Genomic DNA, 19,810 nt, shown 5'->3' on the forward strand with positions numbered 1-19,810 from the left:
GCGAATATTTAACATGAGACCTCACACTCCTTTAGCTTGATTTTTGGTGTTTTTTGGGCGCGCGAGGTCTCATTTCTTTTTCAGGGGGCTGATCCCCTTCTGGTGCCTACTGAAATTTTACACGGCCTTTCCCCTTGTGGCCGGTAATTTAATTCATGGGCATGATTATATAACCACTCCGGCGGTTTGTTCCATCTCTTGTCGATATGAGCAGGAGCGGCCTTTCCTTCCGTCGAATAGGAATGACAGGGCTGAGGGGCTAATTTGGCCCGATGGGAGTGGATCCTTTTGCACCCCGGAGAACAGGAATTGATAGATCGTGCCAGAAACGGCGATCTGGATGCCTTCACGGATCTGGTGTGCCGTTACGAGAAAAAGGTTTTTACGGCGGCCTATCGCATCATGGGCAATTATAGTGACGCCTGCGACCTGGCTCAGGAAGTTTTCATCCGGGTTTATCAGGCATTGCCCCGTTTTCGTGGGGATTGCAGTTTTATCACCTGGCTTTACAGGATTACGGCCAACCTCTGCCGGGATGAGTTGCGCCGGCAGGGGAGGCAAAAAAAGAATTCACTGGACGAAATGCTGGCCAGTTCCGCCGGCAATTCCCTTCCCGTGGATCAGTGCCCTTCCCCATGCGAATCCCTGGAACGCAGGGAGTTTCAGGAAATGGTGCAGGGTTGCCTGAATGAGCTGCCCGAAGAATTCAGGCTGGTCCTGATCATGCGGGAAATCCAGGGGCTTTCCTATGATGAAATAGCGGCGACGCTGGATATTTCCCTGGGTACGGTGAAATCCCGTTTGAGTCGTGCCCGTCAGGCTTTCCGGCAAAAAATATCCGGGCGCCGGGAACTTTTGGCGTTCCGGCCTCGTCTGGTAAAGTAAAGGGGGGATGAGAAATGCGCTGTCAGCAGATCCAGGAACTGCTTTCCACCTACCTGGATGGTGAACTGGAACCCTCCCGTCTATCACAAATCGAAGCTCATTTATGCCGGTGCCCCGCCTGCCGGAACCAGTGGGAAGATTTAAAGGCGGCCATGGACATGTTGCGGGATCTTCCCGACATTGCTCCTCCGGCCAATTTTAGTGAACAACTAAAACAAAAGCTTAAGAGACGGAACCTTTTTTCTCCATCCCGAACCGCAAGGTGGTTTGGCCGGGGTGGAATCTTTGCCGTGGCGGCGGTGCTGGCGGTTGCCCTGGGCCTGACTTCCCTTTGGGCCTGTTTTATTCAACCGGAGATCTTTATGTCATGGAAGGATAAACAGCATTCCCCACCGCAGATGGCTGGCAATTACCAACAAAAAGGGGATAATGTGGCAAATACGACAATCCATGATAATTGGCCGGGGCTGCAACTCCGGTCCGCTCCGGAAGGGACCGGGGCGCCGGATAACGGGGTCGGGAAACAGGAAGGGGATGTCCAGCAAAAAAAACACCGGAGCCCGCAATCAGCCGGCGGGAACTCCCAGAACCGGTATACCGCTCCCAGCGGAGGCGGGGATAAAAATAAAACCGGCACCGGCGGGGTGGCGCAACCACAGCCCAGCCCCGAACCCGGTTTGATGGCCTACAGTTCTTCACCGGCCGTACCGGAAGCACCTGATTACGGTGCTGGCGTTAGCCGTTCCGGGAAGAACGGGGAACTGCGCCCTCCGGCCGCGGACGAAAAGGTTAATGACGGGCAATCATACGCAAAAAAGGAAATGCCCGGGAGATCTATAAACGAAATTAAAAGCTCTGATGTAAAAATCATAAAAGAAATAGCGCTGACCATCCAGGTTCCGGACGTTAACCGGGCACGGGCTGAACTGGTTCGCCTGGCCTCCAGGTATAATGCCCTGGTGGAGCCTGAAGGACCGGGCGAAACAGGAAAAAACAGGGTGGTATTTCTGGTTCCCGATAACCAGTGGCCGGCCATGCTGCATGACATGGGCGGACTGGGGCAGATGGGGGTGCCTGAAACTCGTTCCCGGGATGTTACTCTGGAATATGACAACCTTTCCAAAAGTCTTTCCCTTTTGAGGGAAAAGGAGGAAGGGCTCTTAACCACCAATGGGGATTCTCAAAAGCGGCAGTTGCAGCAACTCCAGGAGGAGATCGTAAAGACGGAAGGCAAACTGCACGCCCTGACGGAGGCTGTCCGGAGGACAACCGTACAGATTGTTTTGAAAACCGGGTAAAATGTTCCCTGGAACCGTACCGGGCCATGGATGACGTTCTCTTCCCATGGGAAGAAGATTTTTCTTGCCAGGGTGACCGGATACAGGTAAAATAGGATAAGGTATGGTGGAATAAGTTCCTTGGGGCTATTCCATACTACAGGTAGCCAGACCATGAGGAAAGGGGGGCAGCAGATGCGGGAGAAGGTGGAAGAGGCCCTGAACAAAATTCGTCCGGCCCTGCAGCGGGACGGCGGTGATGTGGAACTGGTGGATGTCGGTGCCGACGGCGTGGTGAAGGTGAAGCTCAAGGGTGCCTGCGGCGGTTGACCCATGTCCACATATACCCTGAAGATGGGGATTGAGCGGTCGCTCAAGCAGGCCATTCCGGAAATAAAGGAAGTCGTTCAGGTCTAAGCAACTAGAAACCTCTGCAGCGGCAGGGGTTTTTTCATATGTCCAACAATCAACGACAATTTTATGGGGGGATAAAAGGTTTGGATCGCAAATTTAAAGTGGCCGTCTGCCAGCTTAAGGTAGTTGAGGAAAAGGTCAGAAACCTGAGCCGGGCCCGGGAGATGATTGGCCGGGCGGCCGGGGAGGGAGCGGCGCTGGTGGTTCTGCCGGAAATGTTCAATTGCCCCTATGTGGCCCGGTTTTTTCCCGGTTACGCCGAAAGTTATCCGGAAGGTGAAAGCATTCAAATGTTGGCCCGGGCAGCCCGGGAAGAAGGTGTCTACCTGGTGGGCGGATCGCTGCCGGAGAAGGACGGTGAACAGGTCTATAATACCAGCTTTATTTTTGCACCCGATGGGACCATGCTCGGCCGGCACCGGAAAATGCATCTTTTTGACGTGGACCTGCCCGGGGGGCTGAGGGTCCGGGAGTCCAGCACCCTGGGGGCCGGAAACCGGGTGACGGTGGTTTCCACTTCCCTTTGTCCCCTAGGAGTGGCCATTTGTTACGATGTGCGTTTCCCCGAACTGATACGCCTGATGGTGCTCAAGGGTGCCCGGGTGGTGGTTATACCGGCCGCATTCAATATGACCACCGGACCGGCCCACTGGGACCTGCTGTTCCGTATGCGGGCCATAGATAATCAAGCCTATTTCATCGGGGCTTCCCCGGCGCGGGATCCCATGGCTTCCTATGTGGCCTACGGCCATTCCCTGGTGGTGGATCCCTGGGGCAATGTGGTGGACCGGGCCGGTGAAGGGGAGGAAATCCTCTGCGTGGAGATAGATCTGGATCTGGTGGAACAGGTGCGTGGGGAACTGCCTTTGCTGCGTCACCGGCGCACGGACGTTTATGCCCTGGAGTTGCTCAGCCCCGATTCCATCTGTTAAAATAGGGTGGAATGGGGTGAGATAATGCTTAGTTTTGGTATTGTCGGCCTGCCCATGGTGGGCAAAACAACCGTTTTCAACCTGGTTACCGGGGGCGGGGCGGAGACTTCCCGCTTTATGACCGGTAAGACGGGGACCAATGTGGGCATGGCCCGGGTGCGGGATCCCCGGGTGGATTTTCTTTCCGATCTTTTCAAGCCGCGCCGTACCGTGTACGCCCAGATACAGTGTAGCGATGTGCCCGGCCTGGTGCGGGGCGCCAGCGAAGGCCAGGGGGTGGGCAATCAGTTTCTGGAGGGCATTCGGGAGGCAGACCTGCTGGTGCACGTACTGCGGGCCTTTAACAACCCGAATGTTCCCCATCTGGACGGGGAAATAGATCCCGTGCGGGATCTGGAAACGGTGAGCATGGAACTGCTTTTTGCCGATATGGAGCTGCTGGAAAAACGCGTTTCCCGCATTAAGGGCGGCAAAAAGATTACCAGAGAGGCTGCTTTTGAAATGGAAGTGCTGCAAAAATGTCTGGCCGGCCTGGAAAATGAAACCCCCCTGCACCGGCAGGAGCTTGCTGCAGAAGAGAGGGCGGCGTTGCGTCATTATAATTTTTTAACCGAGAAACCGGTCATTCTGGTGGTCAATACCGATGAGGAACAGTTTAAATCCCGGAGCTATCCGGGGCGTGATGCTCTGGAGAAGGCAGCTTCCGCCCGGGGTTTGAAAACCATTGAGATTTGCGGCGAGATGGAGCTGGAAATCAGCCGGCTGTCACCGGAGGACCGGGAGATTTTTCTGGCCGATCTGGGCGTGGGGGAACTGGGTTCCGACCGTCTGGTGCGTACGGCTTACGATCAGCTGGGGTTGATTTCCTTCTTTACGGTGGGTGAAGATGAAGTAAAGGCCTGGACCATCCGGCAGGGTACCGACGCCAAACGGGCGGCCGGCAAGATCCACTCGGACATTGAGAGGGGGTTTATCCGGGCTGAAGTGGTGGCCTATAAAGATCTTTACGAACAGGGTTCTATGGCGGGGGTAAAAGAAAAAGGCCTGGCCCGGCTGGAGGGCAAGGACTATATCGTTGAGGACGGAGACATTATCAACTTCCGTTTCAACGTATAGGGTCGGGCTTTAAATATGACCATGGTCACGGGGAACAGGCCCCGGTTTAAAAGTTAGATATTTCGGGTCACGGATCCATGGACAAAAGCCCCACTGAAAAAAAAGAAAAAGCCTCCCTGGAAGGCTTTTCTTTTTTGCGTACATGCTCTGCGCAGAGGAATTTAAAGCTGGACGATTTTATTCTTGATGGCATACAATGCGGCCTGGGTGCGGTCGGTAACGCCCAGTTTGCGAAAGATGCTGTACATATGATTTTTTACTGTTTTTTCACTGATAAACAGCTTTTCCGCAATGCCCCGGTTGGATTCCCCCCTGGCCACCAGGCGCAGCACCTGCAACTCCCGGGATGTCAGGGACCGGCCGTCCCGTCTTCCGGCGCCTTCCGGGGTGGAAAGGCGGTTGAACTCGGCAAAAACCCGGGACATCAACCGCGGTGAAATAAAGGATTCGCCGTTGGCCACGCCGATAATGGTCCGGATGAGCTGTTCCGGGTTGATGTCCTTAAGCAGATAAGCTGAGGCTCCATTGCGGATCATTTCAAATACATAATCTTCCTGATCATGGATGGTCAGGGCGATGATACCGATGTCCGGTTTTTCCTCTTTGATCCGCCTGCATACTTCGATACCATTGATTATGGGCAGATTGATATCCAGCAAAACGATGTCCACATCCTGATGCAGGGTCATCTCTACAGTTTGGGGCCCGTTGGCGGCTTCCCCCACCACCTGGATGCGGGGTTCCAGGGAAAGCACCTTGCGCAGCCCTTCCCGGATCAGAGCGTGATCGTCGGCAATTAAGGTTTTAATTGGTTCCATGGATCGCGTCTCCTTTGCGTACTAGCTTTTGGGTCCGTTCAAGGGCACGGAAACCAGAATGACTGTTCCCTGCCCGGGAGCACTGGAAATGGACAGCTCTCCTTTCAGGAGTTGTGTCCTTTCCCGCATACCCACCAGGCCGTAACCCTGGTGCTCGTCCTGATCCCTATGGTCTTTCGGATCAAACCCCTTACCGGTATCCCGGATCATCAGGTTTACCTTCTGGGGCAGGATTTCCAGTTTTACCGTAACCCGGCACTCACCGGCGTGTTTGCGTATGTTGTGCAGGCTTTCCTGCAACACCCGGAACAGGGTCACCTCCAGGGCGGCGGGGAGGCGCTGGGACGATCCCATGACCAGCAGTTCCACCGGTATGCCCGACCGGCACTTAAAGTCTTCCACGTACTTTTTGATGGCCGGAACGAGGCCCAGATCGTCCAGCACCATGGGCCGCAGGTCAAAAATAATCTGCCGCACGTCCTGCAGGCTCTGCCGCACCATGTCACGCAACGATTTGATCTCTTCCTTTGCCCGGGCCGGATCCATTTCGATCAGGGCCTGGACGAACTCGGCCTGCATGACAATGTTGGCCAGTACCTGCGCCGGACCGTCGTGAATTTCCCGGGCCACCCGGCGCCGCTCTTCTTCCTGTGCCCGCAGAATGCTCAACCCCAGCTGGTGGAGCTGCTGCAGTTCACCAATCTGGGCTCCCAGGTCCTGCAGGTTCCCGGCCAGATAATTTAATACGGTGCCCAGGTGGGTGAGCATGTTTTCGGCCTTTTCCTGTATGGCCGTCAACCGGCGCAGGCTCACTTCCAGATGATCCCGGCGGAAACGGAGCAGCTTTTCCCTGCCCCGCAGTTCCAGTAGCTTTAGCTGGGCTTTTTGTGCTTCCTCGTAGGCCTGTTTGATGTCTTCCTCGGTATAAATTTTAAAATTGCGGCTGACTTCAGCCAGGTGAATACGGGCTTTTAGTTCTATTTCTTTCTGGGTATCGACCAGGATAATAATTTCGGCTACTTCTTCCCTGACCTGATTTAATTCCTCCTGCACCCGCCGGAGTTCCGTCCGGGTGTTTTCCGCAATATCGAAGATTTGTCTCTTGCCCTGTTCGATAGCGGAAAGGGTTTGCTTGAGCACCCGGTCCAGCTCCGCCGGATCGTAGCGAAAGGTGCCGTGGCGTACCTTCCTGCGACCCGTTTTGTCGGATGCTCCCATGCCGGTTTTCTCTCCCATCACATTTCAGGTTTGGGTGGACGTACATAACACAAAAACATTCGCGAAAAAGGGTGAAATTCCCTGCTGTCATAACAAAAAAAGCCAGGAATAAAGAAATTTGAGGCGAAAGTACCGGGCGGTGTCTGTAATAAGTTATACGCCACAAGATGTGGATTTCATGGTGTGATGGGACTAAAGGATAATATGCGGAGGGCTCTTTATGGGTTGCCGGCCTCCGGTGGCGGACGAACCGGCTGTCCGGGCGTAAAAAGCTATGGGCCCCTGGCGTCTTCCGGCGTATTGCCGGGGAGGGTTCCACCGGGTGGTGGGTGGAAACGGCCGGTGCCCGGGGCTTGGGGCAGTTCTCTTTAATGGGGCAGGGGTACGCTTATTGGGAGTCACTGGTTTGTAATATTCCTGCTGAAGGAATAAAACGGGATTTTTATGACATACTAAGGCCGGAGAAAAGGAGGTGATTTCTGAATGCATCACTGGCGTATGACTGAAATGGAAAAGCTGCACATCATGGAACAATTGAGGGCGGAGGAACTTTGCACCAGGAAGGCGCGGTTTTACCTCAACCAGACCAGGGACCCGGCCCTGCAGGGGTTGCTCCAGCAGTGCGTGGACAAGGGACAGCGCCACATGAGCACCCTGAACAATTTGCTTCAGGATGCCGGATTATCGGGAATGGCCCGTCACTAACGAGTAAATTTTCAATGTACGGGAGGTGTCATTAAGTGGAATTTAGCGACCGGGATATTCTCACCGATTTGCTGGTGGGGACCAAGATGATTTCTTCCGGTTATCATATGGCTGTTCTGGAGGCCGCCAACGACCGGGTGCGCAACACGCTGATCCATATCAATAACGAAGAGCTGCAGACCCAGAAGCAAATTTTCGATCTCATGCATTCCCGGGGCTGGTACCCGCTGGATCCCGTATTCACCGGTACGCCCATGGGGGCGGAGGCCACCGGCATCCGGGGACCCGAGGGTCCCATGGGAAGAATGGCACCGGGCATGGGGCCGGGAGCCATGTCCGGCCCTGAAGTGCGCAACTGGTAGAGTGTCAAAGGGGTAAGCAGTGCCAAAAGAGACGGGACCGGGACGTGGTATCCCGGTCTTTTTGTTCTGCTGCCAGGGCGCAATGTAAACAATCACAGACAGGCCCTGTCTTCCATATTCTGTATACCTGTCTTAATGGGTGGGTTGTTTTTAGCCAGGTCGTGTCGTTTTAAATTGTGCCCCGTGGTAAAGGCCGGGGGGTTTAAAAGCCGGCCTTCTGTGACTCTGTATACCAAAACTGACACTGGCTTTCCGGGTTGAGGGGATTGTCCGGGCGGAAATTCCTTTGGGAATAGTTTTTTATCCATTAAGGGTTTATTTCCTGCAGTTAAGGTTTTCTGCGGGTTTATTGCCATGATTATTGCTAGAGATATCTCCACCGGCAGGTGTGTCCCGCCGGGTTATAGCGGGGTTATAGCCATAATTATAATTATTGCCATAGCTGTGGGAGGTACACTCCGGGCTTTATCGTTGACGGAAAATTCGCAACGGGACCCGGTTATCAAAGGGGGCCTTTGCCTTGTGCATGGAATATTGCTGTGAAGAGGAAAATATTGATCACCCGCTTTCCTTCCCCGGCCTGCGGCCGGCCGTGGTGGCCGCCATTACCGGGGCCTTGCTGGCCGGCGGTTATCTTGCGGAAGGGGAGAGGGTTGTTTCTATTCTACCGGCCGGAAGAAGCCTGTGGAAGTGGGAGGGAGTGCGGGAACTCATGGATAGCCGGACATTTGTCCGGGAAAACAGGATGACGGGGAGATGAGGTTATGGATGACCTGGATTTAAGAGCCCTTGACGCCCGGCTGCAGGAAAAGGAGGAGCAAATCAAAGCCGGCGGTGCCCCCAAATATCACCGGAGCAACGCGGAAAAGGGCAAGCTCTTTGCCCGGGACAGGCTGCAGCTTTTGCTGGACCCGGATACCCCCTTTTGTGAAGACGGTCTTTTTGCCAACAACCTGGCCGAAGGATTGCCGGCCGACGGGGTGATCACCGGCATTGGCAAAATCCACGGCCGCACCGTTTGCGTCATGGCCAACGACTCCACGGTGAAGGCCGGGTCCTGGGGCTGGCGGACGGTGGAAAAGATCATCCGCATCCAGGAAACGGCCCAGGACATGAAGGTGCCCATGATCTACCTGGTGGACTCGGCGGGGGCCAGGATCACCGACCAGGTGGAAATGTTTCCCGGCCGGCGGGGCGCCGGGGCCATCTTCTACAACGAGGTAAAGATGTCCGGCATGGTGCCCCAGATCTGCCTGCTCTTCGGCCCTTCGGCGGCCGGCGGCGCCTACATCCCGGCCTTCTGCGACGTGGTCTTCATGGTCGACGGCAACGCCAGCATGTACCTGGGCTCCCCCCGCATGGTGGAAATGGTCATTGGCGAAAAGACCACCCTGGAGGAACTGGGAGGCGCCCGGATGCACTGCACCGTCAGCGGCTGCGGCGACATGCTGTGCCTGACCGAACCCGAGGCCATTGAGGCCTGCCGCCGCTACCTGACCTATATGCCCCAGAATTACCTGGGCCGGCCGCCCATGGCCATGGAAGAACCACCCCTTGAAGGGCGGGAGATTGCGGATATAATTCCGGTTACAGAGAGCGAGCCCTTTGATATGTACGAAGTAATTGACCGGTTGATTGACCGGGGGACCTGGTTTGAAATTAAAAAACTCTTCGCCCCGGAACTGATCACGGGCTTCTGCCGCATCGGCGGCCGGGTGGTGGGGCTGCTGGCCAACCAGCCCCGGGAAAAGGGCGGCGTCCTTTTTGTGGACTCGGCCGACAAGGGCGCCCGCTTTGTCACCCTCTGCGACGCCTTCAACATCCCCCTTTTGTTTCTCATGGACGTGCCCGGTTTCATGGTGGGCGGCTATGTGGAACGGCAGGGGATAATCCGCCACGGGGCCAAATTCATTTCCGCCGTTTCCGAAGCCACGGTGCCCAAGATTTCCGTGGTGGTACGCAAGGCCTACGGGGCCGGCCTGTACGCCATGTGCGGCCCGGCCTTTGAACCCGATTGCTGCCTGGCCCTGCCCGGAGCCCAGGTGGCGGTCATGGGTCCCCGGGCGGCGGTCAAGGCCGTGTATGAAAACAAGATCAACGCCCTGCCGCCGGAGGAAAGGCCGGCCTTCATCCGGCAAAAGCAGGAGGAATACCTGCAGGACATCGACATCTACAAGCTGGCGGCGGAACTGGTGGTGGACCACATCGTGCGGCCCTCACACCTGCGGGCGGAACTGATTGCCCGCTTCACCCTTTACGAATCCAAAAGGCAGCGTTTCTCCGAGCGCAAGCATCCGGTGTACCCGGTATAGGAGGGTGGGGATATGGAATACGAAACCATTAAGGTGCAGGTGGGGAAAACCGGCATCATCTCCTTCAACCGCCCCCGGGCCATGAACGCCCTGAGCACCCAAATGGCCAGAGAACTGCTGGCGGCCCTGGCAGAGCTGGAACAGGACGACGCAGTGTTTGCGGCGGTGCTCACAGCCGAAGGGGACCGGGCCTTCTGTGTGGGGGCGGATTTAAAAGAACGTAAGAACATGAGCAAAGAAGAAATGAAAAAGCAGAGGGAACTTTTTGTGAAGGCTTTCACCGCCGTGACCATGTTCAAAAAACCCCTGGTAGCGGCGGTAAACGGCTTTGCCCTGGGGGGCGGTTGCGAATTTGCCCTGGGCTGCGACTTTATCATTGCCTCGGAAAACGCCTCCTTCGGCCTGCCGGAAGTGGGCCTGGCCATCATTCCCGGCGGGGGAGGCACCCAGCTGCTGCCCCGGGTGATCGGCCGCAACAAAGCAAAAGAACTGATCTTCACCGGCCGGCGCATCTCTGCCACGGAAGCAGCTCAGCTGGGTCTGGTGAATTATGTGGTTCCACCGGAACAGCTGATGACCAGGACCATGGAGATTATGGAGGAAATAGTCAAAAACGGCCCCATCGCCCTGCAGCAGGCCAAGCGGGCCGTCAACCTGGGGGTGGAGCTGGACCTGCACACCGCCCTGGCCCTGGAGGCGGAATGCTACAACGTCTGCCTGGCCACCGAGGACCGGGACGAGGGCCTGAGGGCCTTCAATGAAAAGAGAAAGCCGGTGTACAGGGGCCGGTGATATCTCTCTCCTGCCGGTACAATGCCGCTACCCACCGCCGGCCGGCGCACCGGCGAAGGCTTTTCCTATACAACCGGAGCGAATGCCGCCTAAATCTACTTCCGACCTCTTCCTTCCGACTTCCGACTTCTGACCTCTGACATCTGATTTTAAGGGGGCAACACCATGTTCGACTATCCCAAAAAGGTGGTTTTAGGGGAAATCACCGTGCGGGACGGGTTCCAGCACGAAGAAAAATTTATTCCCACCGCGGCCAAACTCTGGGTGCTGGAAGAACTGATCCTGGCTGGCTTTAAACGGCTGGAGGTGACCAACTTCGGCAACCCCCGGGGCATGCCCCAGTTTGCCGACGCCGATGAACTTTTCAAACTCCTGTACAACAGCAAAAAGGTGAAGGATAAACTTTCCGGGGTGGAACTGACGGCGGTGACCATCCGGGAAAGGGCCGTGGACCGGGCCATCCAGGCCCGCAAAGAGGGACACGGCCCCGACCGCATTCTGATGATGGTCTCCACCTCCGAATCCCACCAGATCAAGAACTCCGGCCTGGACCACAGGGCCTACTGGGCGGAGGTGGAACGCTGCATCCGGAAGGCCCACGATGCGGGCATGAAATTCAACGGCACGGTGAGCACCATCTGGGGCTGCCCCATTGAAGGCCCCACGGAATTAAAGGCCGCCGTGGAAGTAACCAGGCGCTTTCTGGAACTGGGGGCCGACGACATTGAACACGCCGACCACGACGGCTCGGCGCCCCCCAACCGGGTCTACGAGTATTTTTCCATGATCCTGGACGCCTTCCCCAACCCGGACCTGCACATCGCCCATTTCCACGTCACCCGGGGGTGGGGACTGGCCAACGTGCTGGCCGCCCTTTTGGCGGGCATCACCCATTTTGAGAGCACCATGGGCGGCACCGGCGGCCAGCCGGCCAATTTTGTGGACGGTGTGCCCGTGGCCGGCACAGGTTCCTACTACTACCAGGACCCCAACATTGTGGGCCTGGTGTCCACGGAAGACATGGTGGTCATGATGGACGAAATGGGCATAGACACCGGGGTGGATGTGGACCGGGTGCTGGAGATCGGCCGCATGGTGGAAAAAATCGTGGGCCGCCGGCTGCGCAGCGAGTGCATCCGCACCGGCCGCATTCCCAGGGGGCCCACGGGGCACAGGTAGGGGGAAATTTTATGTTTGATAAGTATTTTGATGAATTACAGGTTGGGGACCGCTGGCGGTCGAGGGGCAGGACGATCACCGAGACCGACCTCGTTATGTTTGCTGCTTTCAGTGGAGACTGGTACCCCCTGCATACAGATAAGGAATGGGCCGCGCAACGCTGGATGAACAGGGTATTTTTCGTTCCGCAGCTTTTCCCGGTTTCTGGGTTTTGAACCATTTGTCATCGGGGCTGATCCAAAACTCGAATGTGAACCTCCCCGGGACAAGCCCGGGGGCTTTGGGCCCTGCTTCTTTCTTTGGTGAAGTAGTGTTATAATACTTGCAGGAGGTGGTTTTATGGCCCGTGACACCCTTGTGGAGCAGCTTTTAGAGCTTTCACCTGCCGAACTGTTGCAGGTGCTGGCCACTCTCGTTGACCGGCTTAGGGCCCAACAGGACGTGAAGTTGGCTAGAGAGATTATTGAGCAGTATAGGCCGGCCCTTGAGGAGTTGGCGTCCAGGTGAAATGGATAACTGTTCGGGTTGTGGAGCAGATCTATGAAGAGGTAGTTAAGGTTAGTGGCGGTGCGCTTGGTGTCAGGGACTATGGCCTGCTCCATAGTGCGGTGATGAACCCCCTGGCCACCTTTGGCGGTGAAGATCTCTATCCGGGTCTTCTTGCCAAGGTGGCTCTTTGTTGTGCGGGCTAACGCGAAACCATCCGTTTGTGGACGGGAATAAGCGTACGGCCTTTGTGACTGCTGCTGTTGTTCTCAGGAAGAATGGCCTGCGGTTGGCTGCCTCTAGTGCCGAAGTGGTGGCTCTCATGGAAGCTGTGGCTGTGGGCTCTATGGCTGTGAGCGATGTTCGGTCCTGGCTGGAACAGCATACTGTTTGATTATATCCTGTCTAGCAGGCACCGTAGACTATACGGTGCTTCGGCCTATTCGCCGGTCTCCTCTTCATCCTGGTTAAATTCGGATTCATGGCAGCAATAATATTACTGGCCCTCCTTATGGCCATTGGCGTTTTCTCAAAGGGAAAATGAAAAAGCAAACAGAATGAGGCATGGTCACTGTGACTATGCCTCTGACTTCTTGAGTTGTGTCTGGAAGAGCTGAAAAAACAAGGAGAGTCTGTTGAATTCCCCCAATTTGTTGACTTGCAGCAAATTGAGGTGGCTGGATGAGTAAAATTCCTGTTGTTAGTTTTAAAACCATGGAAAGACTGTTGCTAAAAATGGGTTTTGAAAAAAATTCGCCAGAAAGGAAGTCATGTTTTCTATCGGCATCCTGACTGGCGAACCACAACTCTTCCCAATCACCCCGGAAGAGATCTCGCCCGTCCGTTAGTGAGGGAAATTCTCCGGGAAATCGAGCTTGCGCTGCCCCGGGCCGGTTGTGGTCGGAGCTGGAATGTCTTCGCGGATGGGAAAGATCCCTTCAGCCGTGGATATCTCATTTTTTTAATTTGTTTCATAAAACAGGATGACTCCCTTTTGCCCGTTTATTCCTTATCTTTCCTTTTCAGGAGTATTATGAAAGGACATGTTGCTGTTCGGTGTATTTTGCCAGGTAATAGCCTCTGGATACATTTCTTTTTTTCTTCCCCCTTTCCTTTTCCCGTAACCGTATTTTTTCATCATCCCGCCCTTTCGTCAAACCCGTACTATTCACGGGGGCGTAACGGCGGTAAAATAGAGTATGGTATTTCTCTATCCAATAAAGGTATTTTTGTGGCAGGTGATCGGTGTTGAAACTGTCCGAAGTCCGGGAAAAATTGAACGCCACAGTTCTGTGCGGCCAGGAGCGGCTTAATATTGAGGTAACCTGTGGACTGGGCTGCGACCTGCTCAGCGATTCCCTCGCCTTTGCCCGGCCCAATTGCCTTCTGCTCACCGGTCTGACCAACATCCAGGTTTTACGCATTGCCGAAATGGTGGATGCAGGGGCCATCGTTTTTGTGCGGGGCAAGCGGCCCGGGGAGGACGTCATTGCCGAAGCCCGGGAAAAGGGGTTACCCCTGCTAACCACCGATCTGTTTCTCTTTGAAAGCTGCGGTATTTTATATCAGGCAGGGCTAAAAAGTTTCTAGTGGAGAACCTTTACAGGTGTTTTCCGTTAACCGTTGCCGGTTATTGGAAAGTCGGCTTCTTTTTCAGGGCCGGTTAAGGGCTGGCCAGGTATTTCGGATATGCGTGCAAAAAGGGGCGGATTCTCTTTTCACCAAAATAAGTTCAGCATTGGTCCACAATACAATCTATTGTTTACCTGTTATAAGGGGGAAGGGGTGTTATCGTCCCCATCCCTTCAAGAATGGGAGTGGAGGCTTTATATGCAGTTGCAGTTTGACATCCGGGGAATGGATTTTGCCCGGGCCGGGCAGGCGGCGGCACAGATAAAAAAAGTGCTCCAGCAGGCGGGTATGCCCGCGGGTACCGTGCGCAGGGTGATCATCGTCGCCTATGAGCTGGAATTGAACATTGTCATTCACGCCTGTCACGGTACCATAACGGCCCATATCAGTCCGGAGATGGTGAAAATAGTGGCCCGGGACAGGGGCCCCGGTATCCCCGATATCCCCCTGGCCATGCAGGAAGGTTATTCCACCGCTCCACCCCACATCAGGGAAATGGGCTTCGGAGCCGGTATGGGGTTGCCCAATATCAAAAAAAATGCGGACCATTTGGAGATTGAATCAGAAGTTAACCAGGGTACCGTAGTCATGGCGATGGTGTTAAATAAAGTTTAAACGGGAAAAGGATGTTGACGGGGAATATAGAAATGATAAATGGGGCTGCCGCCGGGGAAAGGTGGGATTGTAACCATACCTATGGTTTGGGTATGAAGTTTCGCCACGTTTAGTGCAGAAGATGGGGGTGGGCGAAATGAACTTTAAGCCGCTATACCCCGTCGGAGGGAACGATAGTTCCCGTGGGCAGCTCCTTTGAAGAATGGCCGTACTTACATACGGTAAGCACGCCGGATGGCGGGGCTGCAACCGGGTGGGCGGATAGGGTTTGTCCCGGATTATTTTCCCCGGCTCCAATCCGGCCGGGACCGGAAAAGGGCGGCATGATCGGCCAGTACCGGCAATACAGGGGACCCCGGTGTGGTTATACCAATATGGATCAGCTCCTGCCCGGCAAATTTGCCGGGCGATATTTTGATCAATGGACGGGGGCGGAAAATATCTATAATGGTATACTATCCGGCTTTTATAAAATGCTTGTCAGCTATCGTTCTTTATGATATATTAAGTGATAGCCTTCACCATCACAAAAAAGACCCGCCCTGAATACCTGCTCTCTCCTCGCCATCAGGTCGCTTTATGTCAAAAGAAAATACACATTTCTTAAATTTGTAAGCAGGAAGTTTCGTTATTATGTCGAATTAGTATTTTGTGTTTAAAGGTACTTGGCAGCGGGGCAAGGCTTGTGGGTATGTATTTTTCTGCCATTTCCTCTCGCCGGTTATACGGGCATAAAAAATTCCCGTTGCTGTCAGGAATGTGACAGTATAAAATGGCAGATGGTGCCATAATTTTATTATCGTAGCGCTTTATATAACGTCATTTTAGAAAATATAAATGTCAGCATGCTCCCGGGTGTCGTGCTGAGGAGTGTATTTTTGCTGTCATACTTTCAAAGAGAAGGGGAGGGGATAGCTGGGAGAGGTTCTCCGGATTGGTCGAACCCACTGTGCTTATCAACCAGAACTACTTATTTAAGGAAGGAGAAGGGATATGACCTATATCGGCCATGGCGGCAAGGAAATTATAGAAAGGGTTCTGGAACCGAAAGAGGCTGCTGAGGCTATTAAAGGGTTAACCCCCGTACCCATCCGCGGGCAGATTGCCAGGGAAATCGTGGATATTGCCTACGGATTCTTTACCCCCCTGGAAGGGTTTATGACCAGGGCGGACGTGGCCGGCGTTTGCAACAACATGAGGCTGGCCAATGGCGTGCTCTGGCCCATTCCCATCGTCTTTGACATTTCCGATGAGGAACTAAAGGAAAAAGGGATCAAGGAAGGGGACAAGGTCTTACTTACCTTCCGGGAAAAACCCATGGCCATCCTGGAAGTGGAGGAAATCTTCACCTTCGACAAGCAGGAAATGGCTCAAAAGGTTTACGGCACCACCGAAGAAAAGCATCCCGGCGTGGCCCGGACATATAATTACAAGGACAAGTTCATCGGCGGCAAGATTACCCTGGTAAACAAGCCCATTATCAATCCTCCCTTTGATCAGTTCTTCTTTACTCCCATCCAGATGAGGCAGAAATTTGCGGAAAAGGGCTGGCAGAGAGCAGTGGCCCACCAAACCCGCAACGTGCCCCACACCGGACATGAGTGGCTCATGAAAGGGGCCTGGCTGTCCGCCCATGGCGAGCTTCCCGTAGAAAAGACCATCACCGGCGTTGTGGTCAACGCCATCATCGGCGAAAAGAGAAAGGGCGATTACATCGACGAGGCCATCGTCCTGTGCCACGACGTATTGCGCAAGGCCGGATATTTCCGGGAGGACGTGCACCTGACCTCCATCGCCCTGTGGGATATGCGTTACGCCGGTCCCAAAGAGGCCGTGTTCCATGCCATTTTGCGGTCCAACCTGGGCCTCTCCCACCATATGTTCGGCCGTGACCACGCCGGCGTGGGCACTTACTACGATCCGTATGACGCCCACCGGATATTCGACCAGTTTCCGCTGGAAGATCTGAACATCAAGCCGGTGCGGGTGCTGGCCTGGTGGTACTGCCCGGTTTGCGGCGAGGTCACCTATTCCGGCCTGTGCGGTCACAAGGATAAGGCCATGAACTTCAGCGGCACCCTGATCCGGAGCATCATTCAGGATGGCGTCAAGCCGCCCCGCCTGATCTTCAGACCCGAAGTGTTCGATCTGATTATGGAATGTGCGGAAAAATACGGGTTTGGTTCTCCCTTTGTTAACGACAAGTACCTGGCCGAGCGGAACCCCGTGTTTACCCTTGCGGATTTGAAGTAATCGCTGGGAGGTGGCGAGATGTCCATTACCATCAACGTCTGGATTAATGAAGAACGGTACGCCAAATTGCAGAAGGCCGGGCTGGCCGATATGGCCGAAGAAGTGCTGGCCGGCTTGAAAGTGCTGAAGGTTCCCGTTTCGGAAGAGCAAAAAGACAAGATCCTGCAGGTTTTCCCCACGGCCAAATATGACTCTGCTACCACCAAAAGCATCGAACTTCTGCCCAGGGAAGTGAAGGACAAGATTTTCGATTTAGTGGTGGAGAAGGAAAAACTGGATGTCATGGGGGATTTTCTGGCCAACTACTAAATGAATATCCAAATAAGTAAGCATTGGAGGTGAGGTAGGGGAGAAGAGAGGGGAGAGTTGTTGGGGGAACGTGTGCTCAGCAAACAAAAATTAAGGAGGTCAGAGAGTAGATGCCGAGTTATGTAATTACCGAAAAATGCGACGGCTGCAAGGGGCAGGACAAGACCGCCTGCATGTATATCTGCCCCAACGACCTGATGGTTCTGGACAAAGAGAGAATGAAGTCCTACAACCGGGATCCCCAGATGTGCTGGGAGTGCATGTGCTGCGTAAAGATTTGCCCGCAGCAGGCCATGGACGTACGGGGTTATGCCGATTTTATTCCTCTGGGTGCCAGCACCATTCCTCTGCGTGGTTCTGAGGACATTATGTGGACCATCAAGTTCCGGGATGGCTCCATTAAACGGTTTAAGTTCCCCATCCGGACCACGGCGGAAGGCACCATTGTTCCCGATGCCGGATTGGAAACCGGTACCGACGATCTGAAGAGCTACGTGCTGTTTACAGAACCCGCATCCCTGGGCTGTGAAGTTCCGACCATTAAGAAATAACTTGTAGAGGAGGTTTGGCAAGTGGCGAATTTTGAGACTGTTGTAGTCAATACCGATCTGCTGATTGTCGGTGGCGGCATGTCCGCTTGCGGCGCGGCCGTGGAAGCATCATACTGGGCCAAGAAACACGGCTTGAAAGTCACCCTGGTGGACAAGGCGGCCATGGACCGCAGCGGCGCCGTGGCCATGGGTCTGTCCGCCATCAACCTGTATATCGGCCAGGCTGCCGGCGACAACACCGTTGAGGACTATGTCCGTTACGTGAGACAGGACCTCATGGGCGTTACCCGGGAAGACCTGGTATACAGCATCGCCCGGCACGTAGACTCCACCGTGCACCTGTTTGAAAAGTGGGGCCTGCCCATCTGGAAGGATAAAGACGGCAAGTACGTCCATGAAGGCCGCTGGCAAATCATGATCAACGGCGAGTCCTACAAGATCATCGTGGCCGAGGCCGCCAAGAACTCCATCAACAGCCTGGGCGACAAGGGCGAAATTTACGAGCGGGTATTCATCGTGGAGCCCCTGCTGGACGGCGACCGCTGCGTGGGTGCTGTGGGCTTCTCCGTCCGGGAGAACAAGTTCTACGTCTTCAAGGCCAAAGCCGTTCTGGTGGGCATGGGCGGCGCCGTGCACGTATTCCGGCCCCGTTCCACCGGCGAAGGTCTGGGCCGTTCCTGGTACCCGCCCTTCAACACCGGTTCCTCCACCTACTTCACCCTGAAGGCCGGCGCTGAAATGACCTGCCAGGAAGTGCGCTTCATTCCCGTACGGTTCAAGGATGCCTACGGTCCGGTGGGTGCCTGGTTCCTGCTCTTCAAGTCCGTAGCCACCAACGCCTTTGGCGAGGACTACATGAAGACCCACCCGGATGTGCTGGAGCAGTACGCTCCCTATGGTATGACCAAGCCCATCCCGGCCAACCTGCGGAACCACCTGGGGCTCATTGACGAGCGGGCCGGCCTGGGTCCCATCTACATGCAGACGGCCGAGGCCATCCAGCGCCTGTCCGAGGAAATGCCCGATGAGAAGCAGCGCAAGAAAAAACTCAAAGAGCTGGAGTCGGAAGCCTGGGAAGACTTCCTCGACATGACCATTTCCCAGGCCCTGCTGTGGGCGGCCACCAACACCCGGCCGGAAGAGAAGCCCTCTGAAATTGCCGCCTGCGAACCTTACTTCATCGGTTCCCACTCCGGTGCTTCCGGCGCTTGGGTCAGCGGTCCCGAGGACATCGCTCCGCCTGAATATCAGTGGGGCTATACCAATATGTCCACTGTGAAGGGCCTGTTCTGCGCCGGCGACGCTTCCGGTGCTTCCAGCCACAAGTTCTCCTCCGGTTCCTTCACTGAAGGCCGGATTGCCGGTAAGTCCGCCATCCGGTTCATTGTGGAGAATAACCAGGAGCCCAGTGTGGACGACGCCCAGGTGGAAGCCCTGAAAGAGCGTATCTTAAAGCCCCTGGATCTGTTCGAGCAGTTCAAGGGTGCCACCACCGACCCGGATGTGAACCCCAACTACATCCGGCCGAAGCAGTTCATGTTCCGCCTGCAGAAGATCATGGACGAGTATGCCGGTGGTGTGTCCAAGTCCTTCACCACCAACAAGCACCTGCTGGAGAAGGGCATGGAGCTGCTGACCATGCTGAAGGAAGACTCCGAGAAACTGGCCGCCGAAAACCTGCACGAACTGATGCGTTGCTGGGAAAACGTCCACCGGATGTGGCAGGCCGAAGCCCATATCAGGTCCGTCATGTTCCGGGAAGAGACCCGGTGGCCCGGCTACTACATCAGGGCGGACTTCCCGAACATGGACCAGGAAAACTGGAAGTGCTTCGTCAACTGCAAGTGGGATCCCAAGACCGGCGAATGGGAAATGTGCAAGCGGCCCATTATCTCCATCATTGACTAGTTAATAGCGAGAGACGGTTATCTCAATATGTGGCGAGAGCCGTGGC

25 protein-coding genes are annotated in these 19,810 nt (G+C 55.1%); 22 read left to right on the forward strand and 3 right to left on the reverse strand.

Translation table 11 applies throughout. The features are described from left to right. Nucleotides 1–288: 288 nt before the first annotated feature. The 5 genes from GFC01_RS09870 to ychF all read left to right on the forward strand — a co-directional run bounded on the left by GFC01_RS09870 (nucleotide 289) and on the right by ychF (nucleotide 4,624). Nucleotides 289–885 (forward strand): RNA polymerase sigma factor, encoded by a 597-nt coding sequence (locus GFC01_RS09870; protein WP_152946761.1) that lies wholly within the window; start codon nucleotides 289–291, stop codon nucleotides 883–885. A 14-nt stretch (nucleotides 886–899) separates the two neighbouring features. Further along, entirely contained in the window at nucleotides 900–2,183 is a 1,284-nt protein-coding gene (locus GFC01_RS09875; protein ID WP_152946844.1) for a zf-HC2 domain-containing protein, read from the forward strand. A gap of 174 nt (nucleotides 2,184–2,357) precedes the next feature. Continuing rightward, nucleotides 2,358–2,579 (forward strand): NifU family protein, encoded by a 222-nt coding sequence (locus tag GFC01_RS09880; protein WP_152946763.1) that lies wholly within the window; start codon nucleotides 2,358–2,360, stop codon nucleotides 2,577–2,579. A gap of 80 nt (nucleotides 2,580–2,659) precedes the next feature. Beyond that, a complete protein-coding gene (locus GFC01_RS09885; RefSeq protein WP_152946764.1) occupies nucleotides 2,660–3,508 on the forward strand; it encodes a carbon-nitrogen hydrolase family protein in 849 nt (282 codons plus the stop codon). Between the two features lie 24 nt (nucleotides 3,509–3,532). Then, nucleotides 3,533–4,624 carry a redox-regulated ATPase YchF gene (gene ychF, locus GFC01_RS09890; protein ID WP_152946766.1) on the forward strand — a complete coding sequence of 364 codons (1,092 nt, stop codon included), beginning with the start codon at nucleotides 3,533–3,535 and terminating at the stop codon, nucleotides 4,622–4,624. A gap of 161 nt (nucleotides 4,625–4,785) precedes the next feature. Here ychF and GFC01_RS09895 read toward each other — a convergent pair whose 3' ends face one another. Together GFC01_RS09895 and GFC01_RS09900 are read right to left on the reverse strand one after the other, a co-directional pair. After that, complete coding sequence (locus tag GFC01_RS09895; RefSeq protein ID WP_152946768.1) at nucleotides 4,786–5,442, reverse strand: response regulator; 657 nt, start codon at nucleotides 5,440–5,442, stop codon at nucleotides 4,786–4,788. 21 nt (nucleotides 5,443–5,463) lie between these two features. After that, a complete protein-coding gene (locus GFC01_RS09900; protein ID WP_152946770.1) occupies nucleotides 5,464–6,660 on the reverse strand; it encodes a sensor histidine kinase in 1,197 nt (398 codons plus the stop codon). A gap of 483 nt (nucleotides 6,661–7,143) precedes the next feature. Between GFC01_RS09900 and GFC01_RS09905 the strand changes: the two genes are divergently transcribed. From GFC01_RS09905 to GFC01_RS20190, 10 genes are all read left to right on the forward strand, one after another. Further along, a complete protein-coding gene (locus tag GFC01_RS09905; protein WP_152946772.1) occupies nucleotides 7,144–7,365 on the forward strand; it encodes a hypothetical protein in 222 nt (73 codons plus the stop codon). A gap of 35 nt (nucleotides 7,366–7,400) precedes the next feature. Further along, nucleotides 7,401–7,727 (forward strand): spore coat protein, encoded by a 327-nt coding sequence (locus GFC01_RS09910; RefSeq protein ID WP_152946774.1) that lies wholly within the window; start codon nucleotides 7,401–7,403, stop codon nucleotides 7,725–7,727. A gap of 520 nt (nucleotides 7,728–8,247) precedes the next feature. Further along, nucleotides 8,248–8,487: a hypothetical protein gene (locus GFC01_RS09915; protein ID WP_152946776.1), complete on the forward strand. Its 240-nt coding sequence runs from the start codon at nucleotides 8,248–8,250 to the stop codon at nucleotides 8,485–8,487. A 4-nt stretch (nucleotides 8,488–8,491) separates the two neighbouring features. Continuing rightward, the gene (locus tag GFC01_RS09920) at nucleotides 8,492–10,039 is read left to right on the forward strand and encodes an acyl-CoA carboxylase subunit beta (protein WP_152946778.1); all 1,548 of its coding nucleotides are present in this window, start codon (nucleotides 8,492–8,494) and stop codon (nucleotides 10,037–10,039) included. A 12-nt stretch (nucleotides 10,040–10,051) separates the two neighbouring features. Continuing rightward, a complete protein-coding gene (locus GFC01_RS09925) occupies nucleotides 10,052–10,831 on the forward strand; it encodes an enoyl-CoA hydratase-related protein (protein ID WP_152946780.1) in 780 nt (259 codons plus the stop codon). 165 nt (nucleotides 10,832–10,996) lie between these two features. Then, nucleotides 10,997–12,010, forward strand: coding sequence for a beta/alpha barrel domain-containing protein (locus GFC01_RS09930; protein WP_152946782.1), 1,014 nt, complete (start codon nucleotides 10,997–10,999; stop codon nucleotides 12,008–12,010). An 11-nt stretch (nucleotides 12,011–12,021) separates the two neighbouring features. Then, a complete protein-coding gene (locus GFC01_RS09935) occupies nucleotides 12,022–12,225 on the forward strand; it encodes a MaoC/PaaZ C-terminal domain-containing protein (protein WP_152946784.1) in 204 nt (67 codons plus the stop codon). 124 nt (nucleotides 12,226–12,349) lie between these two features. Next, the gene (locus GFC01_RS09940; protein ID WP_152946785.1) at nucleotides 12,350–12,517 is read left to right on the forward strand and encodes a hypothetical protein; all 168 of its coding nucleotides are present in this window, start codon (nucleotides 12,350–12,352) and stop codon (nucleotides 12,515–12,517) included. Beyond that, nucleotides 12,514–12,702: a hypothetical protein gene (locus GFC01_RS09945; RefSeq protein WP_152946787.1), complete on the forward strand. Its 189-nt coding sequence runs from the start codon at nucleotides 12,514–12,516 to the stop codon at nucleotides 12,700–12,702. The genes GFC01_RS09940 and GFC01_RS09945 overlap by 4 nt, the downstream gene beginning before the upstream one ends. Nucleotides 12,703–12,719: 17 nt before the next feature. After that, nucleotides 12,720–12,890 carry a hypothetical protein gene (locus GFC01_RS20190; RefSeq protein WP_423244385.1) on the forward strand — a complete coding sequence of 57 codons (171 nt, stop codon included), beginning with the start codon at nucleotides 12,720–12,722 and terminating at the stop codon, nucleotides 12,888–12,890. 115 nt (nucleotides 12,891–13,005) lie between these two features. On the opposite strand, the gene GFC01_RS19040 is transcribed toward GFC01_RS20190, so the two are convergent. Continuing rightward, nucleotides 13,006–13,302: a hypothetical protein gene (locus tag GFC01_RS19040; protein WP_207707610.1), complete on the reverse strand. Its 297-nt coding sequence runs from the start codon at nucleotides 13,300–13,302 to the stop codon at nucleotides 13,006–13,008. Between GFC01_RS19040 and GFC01_RS20195 the strand changes: the two genes are divergently transcribed. From GFC01_RS20195 to aprA, 7 genes are all read left to right on the forward strand, one after another. Then, entirely contained in the window at nucleotides 13,239–13,748 is a 510-nt protein-coding gene (locus GFC01_RS20195; protein ID WP_207707608.1) for a type II toxin-antitoxin system HicA family toxin, read from the forward strand. The two genes, GFC01_RS19040 and GFC01_RS20195, sit on opposite strands and share 64 nt — an antisense overlap. Continuing rightward, nucleotides 13,742–14,086, forward strand: a complete 345-nt coding sequence (locus GFC01_RS09960) for a DRTGG domain-containing protein (protein WP_341473885.1) — start codon at nucleotides 13,742–13,744, stop codon at nucleotides 14,084–14,086. Before GFC01_RS20195 ends, GFC01_RS09960 begins: the two co-directional genes overlap by 7 nt. A gap of 240 nt (nucleotides 14,087–14,326) precedes the next feature. Beyond that, nucleotides 14,327–14,743, forward strand: a complete 417-nt coding sequence (locus GFC01_RS09965) for an ATP-binding protein (RefSeq protein ID WP_152946790.1) — start codon at nucleotides 14,327–14,329, stop codon at nucleotides 14,741–14,743. Nucleotides 14,744–15,736: 993 nt separating this feature from the next. Continuing rightward, nucleotides 15,737–16,996, forward strand: a complete 1,260-nt coding sequence (sat, locus tag GFC01_RS09970; RefSeq protein WP_152946792.1) for a sulfate adenylyltransferase — start codon at nucleotides 15,737–15,739, stop codon at nucleotides 16,994–16,996. An 18-nt stretch (nucleotides 16,997–17,014) separates the two neighbouring features. Next, complete coding sequence (locus GFC01_RS09975; protein ID WP_152946794.1) at nucleotides 17,015–17,305, forward strand: DUF6955 family protein; 291 nt, start codon at nucleotides 17,015–17,017, stop codon at nucleotides 17,303–17,305. Between the two features lie 110 nt (nucleotides 17,306–17,415). Then, nucleotides 17,416–17,856, forward strand: coding sequence for an adenylyl-sulfate reductase subunit beta (gene aprB, locus GFC01_RS09980; protein WP_152946796.1), 441 nt, complete (start codon nucleotides 17,416–17,418; stop codon nucleotides 17,854–17,856). A gap of 21 nt (nucleotides 17,857–17,877) precedes the next feature. Next, complete coding sequence (aprA, locus tag GFC01_RS09985) at nucleotides 17,878–19,764, forward strand: adenylyl-sulfate reductase subunit alpha (RefSeq protein WP_341473886.1); 1,887 nt, start codon at nucleotides 17,878–17,880, stop codon at nucleotides 19,762–19,764. The last annotated feature ends 46 nt before the right edge of the window (nucleotides 19,765–19,810 follow it).

Origin of the sequence: Desulfofundulus thermobenzoicus (assembly GCF_009428905.1) — a bacterium.
GTDB classification, from domain to species: Bacteria; Bacillota; Desulfotomaculia; order Desulfotomaculales; family Desulfovirgulaceae; genus Desulfofundulus_A; species Desulfofundulus_A thermobenzoicus.

Bases quoted from the DNA above. Each gene is read 5' to 3' on its own strand.
- GFC01_RS09975 (WP_152946794.1), top strand. From the start codon at position 17,015: ATGTCCATTACCATCAACGTCTGGATTAATGAAGAACGGTACGCCAAA.
- GFC01_RS09875 (WP_152946844.1), top strand. From the start codon at position 900: ATGCGCTGTCAGCAGATCCAGGAACTGCTTTCCACCTACCTGGATGGT.
- GFC01_RS09930 (WP_152946782.1), top strand. From the start codon at position 10,997: ATGTTCGACTATCCCAAAAAGGTGGTTTTAGGGGAAATCACCGTGCGG.
- GFC01_RS09920 (WP_152946778.1), top strand. From the start codon at position 8,492: ATGGATGACCTGGATTTAAGAGCCCTTGACGCCCGGCTGCAGGAAAAG.
- aprB (WP_152946796.1), top strand. From the start codon at position 17,416: ATGCCGAGTTATGTAATTACCGAAAAATGCGACGGCTGCAAGGGGCAG.
- GFC01_RS09900 (WP_152946770.1), bottom strand. From the start codon at position 6,660: ATGGGAGCATCCGACAAAACGGGTCGCAGGAAGGTACGCCACGGCACC.
- GFC01_RS09935 (WP_152946784.1), top strand. From the start codon at position 12,022: ATGTTTGATAAGTATTTTGATGAATTACAGGTTGGGGACCGCTGGCGG.
- GFC01_RS09895 (WP_152946768.1), bottom strand. From the start codon at position 5,442: ATGGAACCAATTAAAACCTTAATTGCCGACGATCACGCTCTGATCCGG.
- GFC01_RS09925 (WP_152946780.1), top strand. From the start codon at position 10,052: ATGGAATACGAAACCATTAAGGTGCAGGTGGGGAAAACCGGCATCATC.
- GFC01_RS09940 (WP_152946785.1), top strand. From the start codon at position 12,350: ATGGCCCGTGACACCCTTGTGGAGCAGCTTTTAGAGCTTTCACCTGCC.
- GFC01_RS09965 (WP_152946790.1), top strand. From the start codon at position 14,327: ATGCAGTTGCAGTTTGACATCCGGGGAATGGATTTTGCCCGGGCCGGG.
- GFC01_RS09905 (WP_152946772.1), top strand. From the start codon at position 7,144: ATGCATCACTGGCGTATGACTGAAATGGAAAAGCTGCACATCATGGAA.
- sat (WP_152946792.1), top strand. From the start codon at position 15,737: ATGACCTATATCGGCCATGGCGGCAAGGAAATTATAGAAAGGGTTCTG.
- ychF (WP_152946766.1), top strand. From the start codon at position 3,533: ATGCTTAGTTTTGGTATTGTCGGCCTGCCCATGGTGGGCAAAACAACC.